The sequence below is a fragment of the Microvirga thermotolerans genome (assembly GCF_009363855.1).
Taxonomy (GTDB): Bacteria; Pseudomonadota; Alphaproteobacteria; order Rhizobiales; family Beijerinckiaceae; genus Microvirga; species Microvirga thermotolerans.
In genome coordinates, this window is record NZ_CP045423.1 from 3,393,248 (window position 1) to 3,407,970 (window position 14,723).

The window sequence follows — 14,723 nt, forward strand, 5'->3', positions numbered from 1 at the left end:
GGCCGGACCGCGCTCCAGGATCACTTGGAGGATCGAGAAACCATCGCCGCGGCCCCTGCCCTGAGCCTTCATCCAGATCGCGGCAGACGGGTTGAAGCCGGTCCCGACCTGACCGGCTCCTCTACGGCACGGAGACTGCATTCCTTGGCAAAGAACGGGATCCTCAGCGGAAAGCCTCGAGCGGAGTGCGCTTCGATGGAATCGCACTCCGCTCCAAGGTCCTTGGTTCGCCGCATTCTCGGACGGATCCGGAGGGCCGCGGCAGCGAATGCCGGTTCCCGCCTTCCCTGAAAATGCATTAGACGACGAAGAATTCGCCGGCCGAGAACTTGATCGCCTTCGCCGTCGTGAAGATCGCGACCGCCTTGGCGGCACCGTTGCCGTCGGAGTCGTAATACAAGGTCTTCTTGGCGCGATCGTAGATCAGGTAGTCGTTCGCGTCCTTCGCCTTGTCGCCAACGGTGAAGAAGTTCTTGTTGAGCTTGCCAGGCTTGATCGCAGACCCCTTGCCGAGCTTCTTGAAGACCGCATTGTCGAGCCAGACGCTGTCGTCCTTCGCGCTGTAGTCGAAAATGCGGTCGAGGTTGGCTTTGCCGGGCCGGGTATCGAAGACGAAGACATCCCGCCCGCTCCCGCCGGTGAGGCTGTCGTTCCCGAGGCCGCCGAAGATCCTGTCGATCCCGGCATCCCCGAAGAGCCTGTCCCTGCCGGCGGCGCCATGCAGCGAGTCGTTGCCGAGGTTCCCGCGCAGAACGTCGTTTCCGGCACCGCCCTTGAAGACGTCGTCCGCGCCGGAACCGGCGGTGAATTCGGGCGTCCAATCGGCGATGTGGATCGCGAAGCTCTGCAGCTGGCTGCCGCCCTTGCCGTCGGATGCTAGGACGGCGATCTGGTGCGATACGGCCTGCTCGTAATCGAGCTTATAGGGATTCGCCACGACGATCGTGTTGCCCTGGATCGCGAAGCGGCCTTCGGCGCCGTCGCCGACGAGGGTGTAGGTCAGGGCATCGCCGTCCCTGTCCACCGCGCTCAAGGTTCCGACGATGGCTCCCGCCTCGGCAAGCTCGCGGACGACGGCATTGGAAAGGGCGAGGCCTTCCGGCGCCCTGTTCACGGGCGCATCGGCGGCCGCGATGGTGAAGGTGTACGGCTTCGCCGGGCTCTCGAGAGAGCCGTCATAGGCCACCACCTGAAGCGTCTTTTGTCCGGCATCCCCCGCCTCGACGCCTCGCGTCGTCGTGATCTGCCCCGTCCTCTCGTCGATCCGGAACAGGCCGCTCGCATCCGTCGCCCCGCCGGTATCGGCGAACTTGTACCGGTTGTTGCGGAACTCGGGCGCGGTATCGGGATCGACCGCCGTCGCCAGCACGACATTCGCCCCGGCCCCCGTCACTGCCGCCTTGATCGTCTGCGCTTCGCTGAAGCCGACATCCGTCGGCGCATGGTTGACCGCGGCGACAGGGTTCACCGTGATCAGAAAGTCCTTGTAGGTCGATGCGGACCCCGCCTCCCCGTTCCGGTCGGAGACCTTGATCGTGACCGTGTAGGTTTCGGTCTTGGAGATGTTCGTGAGGGCGGCGACCTTCAGCTTCCCGTCTTCGATCTTGAAGCGCCCTCCCGCATTGCCGCTTCCGCTCGAGCCGCCATTGCCGCTCGTGTCGAAGGCGAAGACGAGGCCGTCGTCTCCCTCCGGATCGACGGCCGTGAGATCCCCGACCACCGCGCCGTCCTGCGCGTCAGCCGTGATGGTCGCCTTGCGCGTGCCGTCGGCGAACGCCAACTGCGTGGGCGCCTCGTTGATGTCGTTCACGTAAACCACGAGCGTCTTCTCGCCCGAGGTCAGACCGGAGGCAGTGTCGGTCGCCGTGACCTTGAGGGTGTAGAACTTTCTTTCCAGCGGCGTTCCGGCATTCTCGACCTGAAGGTGCGGATCGTCCTCCGCAGCCGCTTCATAGTTCACGGGCCCCAGGAGAGTGACGAGGCCCGTCGTGGCATCGATGGCAAACTTCCCGCCGGGATTGGATGTCAGCGCATAGGTCACCCCATTGCCGACAGTGCCCACCGGCCGCACGCTTGCAACCGTCGCATGAGGCCGCGCATTCTCGTCGATGAACGCCGTTCCGCCCGACACCTCGGGCGGGACCGGAGCCGGATCGGCAGGCTGGGTCGCCAGCGAGATCGTTCCATCGCTGAAACGAAGGGTCTGGATGTTTCGCAGCTGGTCGGTGCCATCGTGCCCGAAACGCTTGTCGGCGACCGTCCAGCTGCCGTCGCCGTTCCGGGCGATGATGTAGTCCGACTTCTGCCCGGAAAAGACGGCGACGTTGTCGCCCGCCCCGCCATCCAGCGTATCGTCGCCCTGCCCGCCCTGAAGGGCGTTGCTGCCGTCATTGCCGATCAGGACATTGTTCAAGGCATTCCCGGTGCCGCCGAGATTGCCGGTCCCGACGAGAGTCAGGTTCTCGACCTCGGCGCCCAGGACGTAGCCGATCGAAGCCCGGACCGTATCCGTTCCCTCGTCGGCATTCTCGACGACGAGATCGCCCGCATCGTCGACGATGTAGGTATCGTTGCCCGCGCCGCCACGAAGCTCGTCGGCCCCGGAGCCACCGTCCAAGGTGTTGTTGCCGGCATTGCCGACGATCACATTGTCCGCATCGTTGCCGGTGCCGCGGATATCGGCGCCGCCCGTCAGGACGAGGTTCTCGATATTCGCTGCGAGAGCGTACGAAACCGAGGCCCTGACCATGTCGACGCCGTCGCCGGCATTCTCGACGACCAGATCCCCTGAATGGTCGACGATATAAAGGTCGTCGCCCGCGCCGCCCTGGAGCTCATCCGCGCCTGCGCCACCGTCCAGGGTATTGCTGCCTCCGTTACCGACGATGACGTTGGTCAGGCCGTTGCCCGTTCCTGTGAGATCGTCGCTACCCGTGAGGACGAGGTTCTCGACATGGGCGGCCAGGACAGAACTGATCGAGGCACGGACCGTATCGGTCCCCTCGTCGGCGCTCTCCACCACGAGATCGCCGGCATCGTCGACGATGTAGGTATCGTTGCCGAGGCCTCCTCTCAGCTCGTCCGCTCCGGCTCCGCCGTCCAGGGTGTTGCTACCGCCGTTGCCGACGACGATGTTGGACAAGGCATTGCCCGTTCCGGCAAGATTGTCGGCTCCGATCAGGACAAGGTTCTCCACTTGGTCGGTCAGCGCATAGGAAATCGAGGTGCGAACCGTGTCGGCTCCCTCGCCGGCGCTCTCCGCCACGATGTCGCCTTCGCTGTCGACCAGGTAGGTATCGTCGCCGTCGCCGCCGCTCATGCGGTCGTCTCCAGCACCGCCGTCCAGGGTGTCGCGACCCGCGCCGCCGTCGAGACGATCGCCTCCCCCGCCGCCGAGGATCAGATCGTCCCCGTCCCCGCCCAGGAATGTCTCGACCCCGTCGCCTCCCTGCGCCGTATCGTCGCCGCTGCCAAGATCGACCGGTCCGCCGACCGTCCCCCCACGTCCGTCATAAAGGTCGTTGCCGTCGAGAAGCGAGACGCGCCCCAGAAGCTGGCCGGTATTGCGGACCGTATCGCGGCCGGCGCCGCCCTCAACGGCGATATCGGCGAGAACCGTACCGGAATTGGAGAACGACGCCACCGATGCCGTTTTCGTCGCCAGAGCCACGCCGATGCTTCCCGTACCTCCGAGCGCCTCGATCGTCCCGCTGTTCGTCACCTGGCTGTCGCTGGGGAGCAGAATTCCATAGGTGATGGCGGTGATCGTTCCGGAATTCGAGATCTGGGTTCGGGTCGCGAAGTTCTCGTCCCCCTTGATCCCGACTCTTCCGGAAATCGTTCCCGTGTTGGCGATGCTCGAGTCGGTATAATCGACAAAGACTCCCTGCTGCCCCCCCTGAACCTGGCCCTGGTTGACGACCCTCCCGGTGCTGAAGAAGATTCCGCTTACCTCCCCTTGGACCACGCCCGTCGTGCCCACGAAGATCCTGCTTCCGGTGCCGCCAAGGCGGACGCCGGTCACCTGTCCGGAGACGAACCCGTAGATGGATGCCGCTACATCGAAGGGGAAGTCGGTCGATGTCACTCCGAAATCCATCGTGCTTTCGATGGAGCCCGAGGCGGTCACGATCAGATGGTCGCCGGAACCAACATATTGCTCGAACGTGTCCGTACCGGAAAAATAAACGACCGCCATGATCATTCCTCTAGAAGCTGTGCCATTATTTTAATGTTATAGCATTTTTAAGATGCATGGATATGCATCAGGGATGGGTTAAAAATTGCAAATTTGCAAAGTCAGGGACCGTTCCGGTCAAGGTCGCAGGCAATAGGAATGGGCAGGGCCGCACGCCTCCCTGCGAACCTGGCGCTCCATCCAAAAGCGGCCGCGATGCCTCCCGGCTAATGAACGGACGGCCAACCTGTGCAGATGGGAAGGCCCCGTCATAGGAATATGGCCTCGGTACGTGCAGCATCCCCTGGCGACGAGAGAATAGGAACACTTTCCCTCGGCCTATCGGAAAGAGCCTCCTCCCTGTCACGGATCATCAGGAGGGCTTCCGCGCCTCCCCCCCTTCAGATCGGATGCCTGCGGAGCTGGAACCTCCCGGACCGTCTTCCGTTCTCCGCCGACACGGGACATGCACGGGATACCCATGGCGGAGCAGAACGGAAGCGATGCCGACCGGGCGCAGGAGCGAGGCCCCACGACACCCCCGCCTCAGCCCCCCGGGCTCAGCTCGGTGCTCGAGCGCAATATCCGGACCCTGAGCCAGCGGCAGAAGCAGGAGGAGGCGAAAGCCACGCTCCAGGACCGCCTCGCGGACGCGATCACGCGGTTCACCGGCAGCATGCCTTTCGTTTACCTGCACCTCGCCGTATTCGGCTTCTGGGTCGCTGCGAACCTGGACTGGATACCCGGCATCCAAGCCTGGGATCCGTCGTTCGTCATCCTCGCGATGGTCGCCTCGGTCGAATCGATCTTCCTCTCCACCTTCGTCCTGATCAGCCAGAACCGCATGGCCGCGGCAGCCGACCGGAGGGCGGACCTCGATCTTCAGATCAGTCTCCTCGCGGAGCACGAGATTACGAAACTCGCGACTCTCGTCTCCGCCATCGCCCAGAAACTGGGCGTCAGGACTGAGGTCGACGAGGAATTGCACGAGATCCAGCAGGACATCGCACCGGAGGCGGTCCTCGACGAGATCGAGGAAACGAAGCCGAAACCGAGCTGAGACGCCCGCGGCCTCCCGCGCCGGGACCCGCAGGCAGGCCGAGGCGCCTGTCCTGGCCGCAGTGCAGAAAGGTGCGTCAGACCAACCCTCGCACGCCGGCCCCTTGAGGAGCGATCAGGTTAAGGCATCGGCTGAGAAGATGCCCTACTCCGCAGGAGCGACGATCGCGAGCTCCGGCGCACGATTCTGCTGTGCGGTCTCCTGCTCTTTCGAGAACCAGGCGACCGTCTCCTTCAGGCCGACCTCCAGGGAGGTTCGCGGAGACCAGTTCAGCAGTTGCTTCGCCAGCGTGATGTCCGGCCGACGGCGGCGCGGATCGTCGACAGGCAAGGGGCGGGTCACGATCCGAGACGCAGAGCCGGTCATGGCGAGCACGCGGCGGGCGAGATCGGCGACGGTGAGCTCGACAGGATTCCCGAGATTGACCGCGCCCGTGAACGGCCCTTCATAGGCCATGAGCTTCAGGAATCCTTCGATGAGATCCGAAACGTAGCAAAAGGACCGTGTCTGGCTCCCATCTCCATAGATGGTGATATCGTCTCCTGCCAGAGCCTGGCAGATGACGTTCGACACGACGCGCCCGTCATCCGCCCGCATCCGCGGCCCATAGGTATTGAAGATCCGGGCGATCCTCACATCCGCTCGCCCCGACCGCTTGAAGTCGAACGTCAGCGTTTCCGCGGCACGCTTGCCCTCATCGTAGCAGGCGCGAGGTCCGGTAGGATTGACGTGACCCCAGTAGCTTTCCCGCTGGGGGTGCACCTCCGGATCGCCATAGATCTCGCTGGTCGAGGCCAGGAAGAACCGCGCGCCGATATCCTCCGCAAGAGTCAAGAGATTGTGCGTGCCGACGACGCTCGTCAGCAACGTATGCTCGGGATCGGCCTGATAATGCGGGGGCGAGGCCGCACAGGCGAGATTGAAGATCTGATCGAACTTCATGCGCTTCGAGCGGATGCGAGCGGGCAGCGTCTTGATGATGTCCCCGTCCACAAACTCGAACCGGGGTTCGCGCTCGAGATGGCGGAGATTCTGCTTTCGGCCTGTGAGGAGGTTGTCCAATGCAACGACATGAGCTCCCTCGCTCAGAAGAGCATCGCACAGATGAGATCCCAGAAATCCGGCACCGCCCGCAACGAGGACGAGCTTGCTCTTGCCATTTTTCATGAAGACGATCTCCTTCTCAACCGGTACGCGGAGGCGCAAGGCGTGCCAGCCTCATGCGTGTCAAACGCCGAGGCTTGGCGTTCGTTCAATGTCTTCATCAGAATCTTTTCATGGCCTCAGGCTCCGACCTTCATCGCAAAACGGGACATCGCCCGCTGCCTTTGGCTTGCGGCGCGGATCTCACGCTCCAGCGTTTCCGCGCGGTGCGAAGCGGTATGCGCTGCAAGAACTCTGTCGCGCGCAGCCTTGCCGAGCGCCCGCGCCCGCTCTTCAGGCCATCGCTCCAGAACTTCGACGACTTGGTCCGCATCGTTCGCGATGACGATCTCCTGACCGGGGACGAAGAACGTCTCGATCCCCTCCCAGCAGTCGGAAATGATCGGCGTAGCGCATGCGGCCGCTTCGAACAGGCGGACGCTCGGACTGTACCCTGAACGTATCATGTCCTCGCGTGTCACGTTGAGGGTAAAGCGGCTCTGCGAATAGAAGGCTGGATGCTCCCGCGGCGGGACATGCTCGATACGGGTGACGTTTTCCGGCCACGCGATGTCGGCCGGATACTGCGGACCGGCAACGGCGAAGCGCAAATGAGGCGCACGCCTTGCCGCCTCGACCAGCAACCGTTCCAGCGTCGGCTGCCGGTCCGGACTGTAGGTTCCGAGATAGCTCAGATCCCACTTGTGCGGCCGATCGAGGACCGGGTAGGCCTCCGGGTCCACCGAGCAGTAGAGCGCCCGAGCCGCCGGGGCTCCGTACGTCTTCATGAGACGATCCAGAGTGGGGCCGCCCGTGAAGGAAAAATAGATGTCGTAGTCCGGGATGAGCTCCGGCGAGAGGTATTCGTAGTCGCCGCGTTCCAGCTTTGCGAGCGTGACGGGCGTGTCGATGTCGTAGAATGCAACGGCCCCTTCCGCCGTCCGCTGAGCCCAGCGCCCCACCGCGACGCCTTCCGGCACGTAGGAGCCGACGATCACCGCGTCGGCGGACGCGACCTCCCGCGCGAACCGTGTGAGATCTTCGAGATCGTGGTAGAAGGCAAGGCGGCAGAAGTCCGGATCGCTGAGGTCGCGGTGAGCGGCATACCAGGGAACATCGCGCTCGAGGAAAAGAATGTCATGCCCCTTCCCCGCCATTGCCTTGAGCAGAGATCTAAAGGTCGTGGCATGCCCGTTTCCCCAGGAGGAGGACAGGCTGAGGCCGAGAACGACGATTCGGAGATTGCTCAAGCGACGCTCCTTTCACGCTTCTGCGCAGCCTCTTGCCGCAGGATGGCATCGACCTCGGCGCCGCGCCGGGAATAGGTGTGCTCCGCGAGGATGCGGGCCCGGGCGGCCTCGCCGATCGTCTTGGCCCGTTGCGGCGTGAGCGCCTCCACGTGCTCCGCGACATCCTTGCCGTCACGGGCGACGAGGACCTCCTCCCCCTCCTTCAGGAACAGCTCCAGGCCGATCCAGGCGTCGGTGATCAGGCAGGCTCCCGCTCCGGCGGCCTCGAAGACACGGGTCGCAGGCGAAAAGCCGGTGCTGGCCATCGAGTCGCGCGCGATGTTGAGCACGGCGAGCGGACTCGTGTTGAACGCATTGTGGTCCCGTGTATAGACGTGCCCGATATGGCGCACGTTCTGCGGCATCGCCTTCGTCTCCCAGCCGTTGCCGCCGATCAGGAACCGGCGCTGAGGAAGGCGGGCCGCGGGCTCCAGGAAGAACTGCTCGACCCGCGCCTCGCGGTCCGGGAGCCTGTTGCCGAGGAACGAGAGATCGGCCTCGAAGCGGCCGTCGGGCGGGACCGGATGGTGGGTCGAAGGATCGAGCGCGTTGTAGATCGGCACGCAGCGCCGCGCACCGAAGCCCTCGTAAGCCTCCACGACAGGCGGGCCGCCGCCATAGGTGAGGACGAGGTCGAGGGACGGCATCGCCCGATGCAGCGCATGGCCGGGGTTCTGGCGGAGCTCGCTCAGCGTTGCCGGCGCATCCACGTCCCAGAAGATCCGAATGGCGTCCGGACGGGAGGCCGCAATCACGCCTTCGAGCAGCTCGTCGTCGAACACTCCGACGCCGGACGCCTTCACCACCACATCGGCGCGTCCCGCTTCGGCGATCACGCTGCGCAGCGCCTCCTCCGTGGCAGGATAAACCTTCACCTTCGCCCACTCCGGAGGGTCGATGTCCCGGTGCTGCTGCCGGTCGAACGCGTCGGGCTCGTAGAAGGTGACGTCGTACCCCCTGCGTGCCAGGTCGCTCAGAAGACCGCGATAATAGGTGGCGGCGCCGTTCCAGTACGACGACAGAAGGCTGGAACCGTAGAAGGCGATCTTCATGCTGTCATCTCCATGGGCGCGCTGGCGCCGTGATTGGCCAGAATGGCGAGTAGTTCATCGACGCGATGGGCGCAGGAGTGCCTGCTGCGGATGGTTTCCAGACCGCTTGCGACGAGAGACCGTCTGAGGCCCTCGTCGTTACGGATAGCCTCGAGATGGTGGACCATCTCCGCCTCGCTGCCCGCGACCAGGTAATCGGTTCCGGGCCGGAACAGGCCTTCCGCATCGTCCCATGGAGCGGAGACAAGCGGGATTCCGCAGGCCAGCGCCTCGAAGACCCGAATCGTCGGGATGCCGGGCAGCATGTCCACGTAGAAGCGGCGCGGCACATGGACGGTCGCGAGATGACGGGAGAAGATCTCCGGCGCCCGTGCGTTGGGCAGCCATCCCCGGTACATCGCTCCATAGCGGGAGAGGGTCTCCAGCGCATGATCGGGGTAGCGGACGCCATAGACGTCGAGCGGCAATCCTACGGTCGCGGCCGGACGGAAGAGGAAGCTCTCCAGTTCCGCGCTCCGCTCGTCGTCGCCCCAGTTCCCGATCCAGACGAGCCCTTTGCGCCCCTCCTCCACCTCGGGTGGGCGGAACAGGCGCGTATCCGCGGCCTCATGCCAGACATGGACGCGATCTCCCCAACCCCAGCGGCGATAGACGCGGGCCAAAGCCTCCCCGAAGGCGAGAACCCCGTCATAGCCATTCAGATCGAACTGCCGGATGGCGTTGGGATCGCTGACGGCCCGATGGTGCGTATCGTGGAAAAGAAGAGTGAACGGCGCGCCTTGCCTGCGGAGCCTTCCGATTGCGGCGACGAGCCAAGGCTCGTTCCACTCGTGAACGATGACGACGTCAGCCTCCTGAAGCGCCGCAGAGAGATCGAGATCCGGCGCGAAGGTGCGCGACGACAGTTCCGGATAAAGTTCGCGATAGGCCCGAAGCCCAGCCTCCCCATGATCCTTGAGGAGATTCTGGAGGCTCCAGGCCTCGGCTGGCTCGAAGGCTTCGACGGCGTGCCCGCGATGCGACAGCTCACGCAGAACTCCGCGCAGGAAATGCGCGTTGCCATGATTCCAGCAGGATGCGAGCGAATGGGTGAAATACACGAACTTCATGCGGCAGCATCCTCGACGCGAATCCGGGCGATGCCCGTTGACAGCAGATCGCCGTAAGCCGTCATCACGCCGGCACACATCGCATCTACGCTATAGGCCCGGGATCGAGCCTTCGCCGCCTCTCCCATGCGGCGGCGGCGTTCCTCGTCCCCGGCAAGCTCCTCGACGACCTTTGCAAAAGCCTCCGGATCGTCGGGCGGCACGAACTCGGCCGCCTCTCCCCACAGCTCCCGGAAGGTTGGAATGTCCGAAAGAACGAGCGCACAGCCGGCCTGCGCAGCCTCAAGGACGGCAAGGCCGAAAGGTTCATAAAGCGCTGCGGACGCAAAGATCGGCTGCAGGCCCAGGTGACGCGCCACCTCGTCATCGGTCACGCTCCCGAGCACGCGTGCATGGGAGGCCTCTACACGCGCGCCGTTCGGACCTTCCAATGCACCGGCGGCGATAACGGGGATGGACAGCCGGGCCGCGGCACGGTCCAGGACGGAAAAGTTCTTTCCCTCGTCCCACAGCCGGCCAGCCGTGAAGACGAAGGGATCCGCAGTCGGGCTGCCCTCGACCTGCGCGGGACGACGTCCGTTCCGGACGACGCGCGGCGGGCCTGAAAGTCCATAGGTCTCCTGCGTCGCAAGGGCAAAGGCCTTAGTTGGCGCAAGGAGCAGAGCGGAAGCCGCATAACCCCGCCGGACGAGTTCGGTTCGCCAGACGAATTCCTCGGGGAGCGCTCCCCCACGAACCGAGCGCCACCAGGTCGCCACGCAGGAATGGCATATGGAGACGATAGGCGCCGCGAAGTCGGCGGACGCGGCGAGCGCCGGGTTGTTGAGATGGACGATATCCGCCCCTGTCCGACCGGCAAGCTCCGCCACCGCTCGCCCGGCCGCCTCGACCTCGGCTGCGTCCTGCGCAATCCAGTCCAGAGGCAGCCCCGTCGCGATGAGGTCGACGCCGGCGGCCTCTGCCGCGGATTTCTGCGCGGGCGAGGGATCCGGGCCGAGCACGGCCAGAACCACCTGCGCACCCTTCCTGCAAAGGCCGGCGGACAGGTCCAGGGCATATTGCCAGACCCCGCCGACGGCGTCGGCCGTCATCAGGATCCTCGGTGTACGGTCCCGGCTCATCTCTGCGTATCCGGAAACAGGCTGCGGCTCGAGCCGGGGAGGTTCTGCGCCTGAATCATGACACGGCCTCGGCCGCTTGAGAGAAGATGGCTTCTCTCGGTGCGAGGGAGAGACCTCTCTCCTCGGAGAGCCATTGAGCCAAGGCGCCGACTCCCTGGCGCCATGGAACCGGCTTCTTGAGATCGAGCGTGCGCGCAGCCAGGCGCGTATCCGACACGTAATAGCGCTGATCGCCCGCTCGCCAGTCGGAGTAGTTTGTCTCCACGGGGCGGCCGATCAGCGTCTCGATGTGAGCGACGAGTTGCTTCAGACTGATGGCGTTCTCAGGTCCGCCACCGAGATTGAAGGCCCGCCCCCGAATGCTGCCGATCTTCTTCCAGGCCGCGGCATAGGCCTGCACGGCGTCGGAGATGTCCAGCACGTCCCGCACCTGACATCCGTCGCCGTAGATCGAGATCGGCTCGCCCTTGAGGGCCTGGATGAGGAAATGGGCGACCCAGCCCTGATCCTCCGTGCCCATCTGCCGCTGTCCATAGATGCAGCTCATCCGCAGCACGCAGGTCGGCACCCCGAACGAGCGTGCGTAGTCGAGGACGTACTGGTCCGCGGCCCCTTTCGAGCACCCGTAGGGCGTGTGAAAATCGAGCGGTCGCCTTTCGCCGATCCCCGTGCTCCTGATGTCCGGATCCAGGGGAACATAGGCATCCCCCTCCTTCTCGAGGGCGATATCGGCAAGATCGCCATAAACCTTGTTGGTGGAGGCGAAGATGAGAGGAACGGGCTCGGTGCGCTTGCGCAGGGCATCGAGCAGGTTCAGCGTGCCGCGGACATTGATGTCGAAGTCTTCCCTGGGCGAAACGAGGCTCGTCGTCACTGCAACCTGCGCTGCCATATGGAAGACGGCCTGCGCGTCCTTCGCCGCCTCTGCCGCGGCAGCCTCGTCCCGCACGTCCGCGGTGACTGCGGAGATCCTCGCCGGGTGCCTTTTCTTCAACCAGACCAGATTCGCGTCGACGCCAGGCCGCGCAAGGGCGTCATACACGAGCACATCATACCCTTCGCTTGCGAAACGGTCCGCCAGGTTGGAACCGATGAACCCCGCCCCTCCCGTGATGAGAACCGGGCGTCGGCGCGGAATCGCGGGAGACGCTGCACTTCCATCCTTCGTCATGCCACGAGCCCCCGCGCTTCGAGCTCCTTGCGCGCCTCCTGAACGAGATCCTTGGCCTCCTGCTTGGCCACCCATTCGGCGAGCTCCGCCAGCCCTTCCGAGAAATCCCGGCGCGGGGCGTACCCGAGCTCCTGCCGGATCTTCGAGATATCGGCGATGCAGTGCCGGATGTCGCCAACCCGCGCCTTCCCCGTGATCTCCGGCGCGATCGGCCGACCCATCGCCTGACCGAGCAGCTCGGCGACCTCGCTGACCGTCCTGTCCTGGCCGCTACCGACATTGAAGACGCCGCCCGGCGCCTTCTCGTGTTCGAGCGCCAGTACGAAGGCCTGCGCGACGTCCTCCACGTGTACGAAATCCCGCCGCTGACGTCCGTCCTCGAAGATCATCGGCGGCTGCCCGTTATGCAGGCGCGACGCAAAGATGGCGAGAACGCCCGTATAAGGGTTGGACAGCGCCTGGCCCGGGCCGTAGACATTCCAGAGCCGCAGAGCGACGCCTTCCATGCCGTATGCCGGGGCAAGCGTGAGCGTCAGGCGCTCCTGAACGTATTTCGACAATGCGTAGACGGAGGCGAGTGCCGGCCGCTTCCACTCCGGCGTCGGCACCGGAACGAGCGGCCTGCCTTGCGCATCCGTGGGATCCCACGGATCGCGCTCGCTCGCGCGGGGAGCTCGAACCGCGTCCTCGTGGACGTTTCCGTCCACGTCGCGGTACAGACCCTCGCCATAGATGCTCATGGAGGATGCGACGACCACGCGCCGGACGGGATTGTCGATCAGCTGCTGGAAAAGAACGGCGGTGCCGTAGTCGTTGACGGAAACATATCGATCGACGGCATACATGCTCTGTCCGACGCCGACTTCCGCCGCGAGGTGAACGACCTTGGTCGCTCCCTTCAGCGCCCGAAGAAGCGCGGCCTCGTCCCGCACATCGCCGACGACGACCTCCACCTCCGGATCGAGCCCGTCCGCCTCCGTCTTGTCGCCATGGACCTGTTCGATGAGGCTGTCGAGGACCCTCACCTTATGCCCCCGTTCGAGACAGGCACGTGCAACGTGCCGGCCGATGAAACCTGCGCCGCCGGTAATAAGGATCGTATCTGTCACAGCATGTCTCCGAACATGTTCAGGCGCGGGCGCCGTTGCGCTAGGCAGAACCAAGCGCACTCCCGCCGAAACGGGCGGACCGGGCAGACGAAGGTCCGCTCGCTTCGGATCGGAGGCAAACGACCGTGCAGCGCAAGGCGAGAACGCATGCGCCACGACCGCCCCTAAAGCTTGGCCTTACCGTCAAACGCCGGAGGATCATCTTTGTTCCTGCCTTGGTAGTTTAGGCGCCCAGAAGCAAAGACAAGAGTCTCAGAAGGAGATTCGGAGGCGGAACAACCACTCCCGTCGCGCGTTGACGGCCAAGCTTTGGGAGGTCCAGCCCGGCACGTCCCGGCTGCCGAAGGGCGCTGGCGTCCTATGCGGCGGGCTGCGTTGCCCGGGCTCGCAGGGGAGAGGTTCGTCATGGGCTCGCGCAAGGTCCGCGTTGGGATCGTCGGGGTTGGCAATTGCGCATCCTCCTTCGTTCAGGGCTTGACCTATTACCGGGACGCTCGAAACAACGAGCCGGTTCCCGGCCTCATGAATGTGGAACTCGGGGGCTACCATGTGAGCGACATCGAGATCGCCGCCGCCTTCGACATCAGTGCCTCCAAAGTCGGCCGCGATGTCTCGGAGGCGATCTTCGCACGGCCCAACAACACGCAGCGTTTCAGTTCCGTGCCGTCCACGGGCGTCACGGTCCGCCGCGGGAAAACCCTCGACGGACTTGGAAAGTACCTGCGCGACGTCGTGGAGGAGTCGGAGGACGAACCGGCCGACGTAGCCGAAATCCTCCGCCAGTCCCGCACCGACGTGCTCGTCTCCTACCTGCCGGTCGGCTCCCAGAAGGCGACGGAGTGGTATGCGGAGCAGGCGCTCGAAGCGGGATGCGCCTTCGTGAACTGCATCCCGGTCTTCATCGCCTCCCATCCCGACTGGCGCAAGCGCTTCGAGGAGAGGGGTCTTCCCATCGTCGGAGACGACATCAAGAGCCAAGTCGGCGCGACCATCGTTCACCGGGTCCTCGCCAATCTCTTCCGCGAACGTGGGGTCAGGCTCGACCGCACCTACCAGCTCAACTTCGGCGGCAACACCGACTTCCAGAACATGCTCGAACGGGAGCGCCTGGAGTCCAAGAAGATTTCCAAGACGCAGGCCGTGTCGAGCCAGCTCGAGATCCCTCTCCCTGCCGACGACATCCATGTGGGGCCGAGCGACCATGTTCCCTGGCTGACCGACCGCAAGTGGGCTTATATCCGCCTCGAGGGCACCACCTTCGGCGGCGTCCCTCTCAACCTCGAGCTGAAGCTTGAGGTGTGGGACTCCCCGAACTCGGCCGGTATCGTCATCGATGCCGTGCGCTGTGCGAAGCTTGCGATGGACCGCAAGATCGGCGGCGCGCTCATCGGCCCATCGAGCTATTTCATGAAGTCGCCGCCCGAGCAGTTCACCGACAACGAGGCGCGGGAAAGGACTATTCGCTTCATCGACGGCGACGACGACTGAGCCT

General features: G+C 64.5%; 10 protein-coding genes. 2 read left to right on the top strand and 8 right to left on the bottom strand.

Translation table 11 applies throughout. From position 1 onward, the window contains the following. Positions 1–298 precede the first annotated feature (298 nt). Positions 299–4,198: a cadherin domain-containing protein gene (locus GDR74_RS16120; RefSeq protein WP_194164561.1), complete on the bottom strand. Its 3,900-nt coding sequence runs from the start codon at positions 4,196–4,198 to the stop codon at positions 299–301. Between the two features lie 460 nt (positions 4,199–4,658). Between GDR74_RS16120 and GDR74_RS16125 the strand changes: the two genes are divergently transcribed. Continuing rightward, positions 4,659–5,237, top strand: coding sequence for a DUF1003 domain-containing protein (locus tag GDR74_RS16125; protein WP_152587251.1), 579 nt, complete (start codon positions 4,659–4,661; stop codon positions 5,235–5,237). Positions 5,238–5,381: 144 nt separating this feature from the next. Here GDR74_RS16125 and GDR74_RS16130 read toward each other — a convergent pair whose 3' ends face one another. From GDR74_RS16130 to GDR74_RS16160, 7 genes are all read right to left on the bottom strand, one after another. After that, complete coding sequence (locus GDR74_RS16130) at positions 5,382–6,404, bottom strand: UDP-glucuronic acid decarboxylase family protein (RefSeq protein WP_152587252.1); 1,023 nt, start codon at positions 6,402–6,404, stop codon at positions 5,382–5,384. Positions 6,405–6,520: 116 nt separating this feature from the next. Further along, a complete protein-coding gene (locus GDR74_RS16135; RefSeq protein ID WP_152587253.1) occupies positions 6,521–7,630 on the bottom strand; it encodes a CgeB family protein in 1,110 nt (369 codons plus the stop codon). Further along, on the bottom strand, positions 7,627–8,721 hold the full coding sequence (locus GDR74_RS16140; protein WP_152587254.1) for a CgeB family protein: 1,095 nt from the start codon (positions 8,719–8,721) through the stop codon (positions 7,627–7,629). Before GDR74_RS16140 ends, GDR74_RS16135 begins: the two co-directional genes overlap by 4 nt. After that, positions 8,718–9,830: a CgeB family protein gene (locus GDR74_RS16145; RefSeq protein WP_152587255.1), complete on the bottom strand. Its 1,113-nt coding sequence runs from the start codon at positions 9,828–9,830 to the stop codon at positions 8,718–8,720. The genes GDR74_RS16140 and GDR74_RS16145 overlap by 4 nt, the downstream gene beginning before the upstream one ends. Then, positions 9,827–10,921 (bottom strand): glycosyltransferase family 4 protein, encoded by a 1,095-nt coding sequence (locus GDR74_RS16150; protein ID WP_246179678.1) that lies wholly within the window; start codon positions 10,919–10,921, stop codon positions 9,827–9,829. The genes GDR74_RS16145 and GDR74_RS16150 overlap by 4 nt, the downstream gene beginning before the upstream one ends. An 85-nt stretch (positions 10,922–11,006) precedes the next feature. Beyond that, entirely contained in the window at positions 11,007–12,122 is a 1,116-nt protein-coding gene (locus GDR74_RS16155; protein WP_152587257.1) for an SDR family NAD(P)-dependent oxidoreductase, read from the bottom strand. Further along, complete coding sequence (locus GDR74_RS16160) at positions 12,119–13,231, bottom strand: NAD-dependent epimerase/dehydratase family protein (protein WP_152587258.1); 1,113 nt, start codon at positions 13,229–13,231, stop codon at positions 12,119–12,121. Before GDR74_RS16160 ends, GDR74_RS16155 begins: the two co-directional genes overlap by 4 nt. A gap of 405 nt (positions 13,232–13,636) precedes the next feature. Between GDR74_RS16160 and GDR74_RS16165 the strand changes: the two genes are divergently transcribed. Next, positions 13,637–14,719 carry an inositol-3-phosphate synthase gene (locus GDR74_RS16165; RefSeq protein WP_152587259.1) on the top strand — a complete coding sequence of 361 codons (1,083 nt, stop codon included), beginning with the start codon at positions 13,637–13,639 and terminating at the stop codon, positions 14,717–14,719. The last annotated feature ends 4 nt before the right edge of the window (positions 14,720–14,723 follow it).

Bases quoted from the DNA above. Each gene is read 5' to 3' on its own strand.
- GDR74_RS16130 (WP_152587252.1), bottom strand. From the start codon at position 6,404: ATGAAAAATGGCAAGAGCAAGCTCGTCCTCGTTGCGGGCGGTGCCGGA.
- GDR74_RS16125 (WP_152587251.1), top strand. From the start codon at position 4,659: ATGGCGGAGCAGAACGGAAGCGATGCCGACCGGGCGCAGGAGCGAGGC.
- GDR74_RS16155 (WP_152587257.1), bottom strand. From the start codon at position 12,122: ATGACGAAGGATGGAAGTGCAGCGTCTCCCGCGATTCCGCGCCGACGC.
- GDR74_RS16145 (WP_152587255.1), bottom strand. From the start codon at position 9,830: ATGAAGTTCGTGTATTTCACCCATTCGCTCGCATCCTGCTGGAATCAT.
- GDR74_RS16150 (WP_246179678.1), bottom strand. From the start codon at position 10,921: ATGACGGCCGACGCCGTCGGCGGGGTCTGGCAATATGCCCTGGACCTG.
- GDR74_RS16140 (WP_152587254.1), bottom strand. From the start codon at position 8,721: ATGAAGATCGCCTTCTACGGTTCCAGCCTTCTGTCGTCGTACTGGAAC.
- GDR74_RS16165 (WP_152587259.1), top strand. From the start codon at position 13,637: ATGGGCTCGCGCAAGGTCCGCGTTGGGATCGTCGGGGTTGGCAATTGC.
- GDR74_RS16120 (WP_194164561.1), bottom strand. From the start codon at position 4,198: ATGGCGGTCGTTTATTTTTCCGGTACGGACACGTTCGAGCAATATGTT.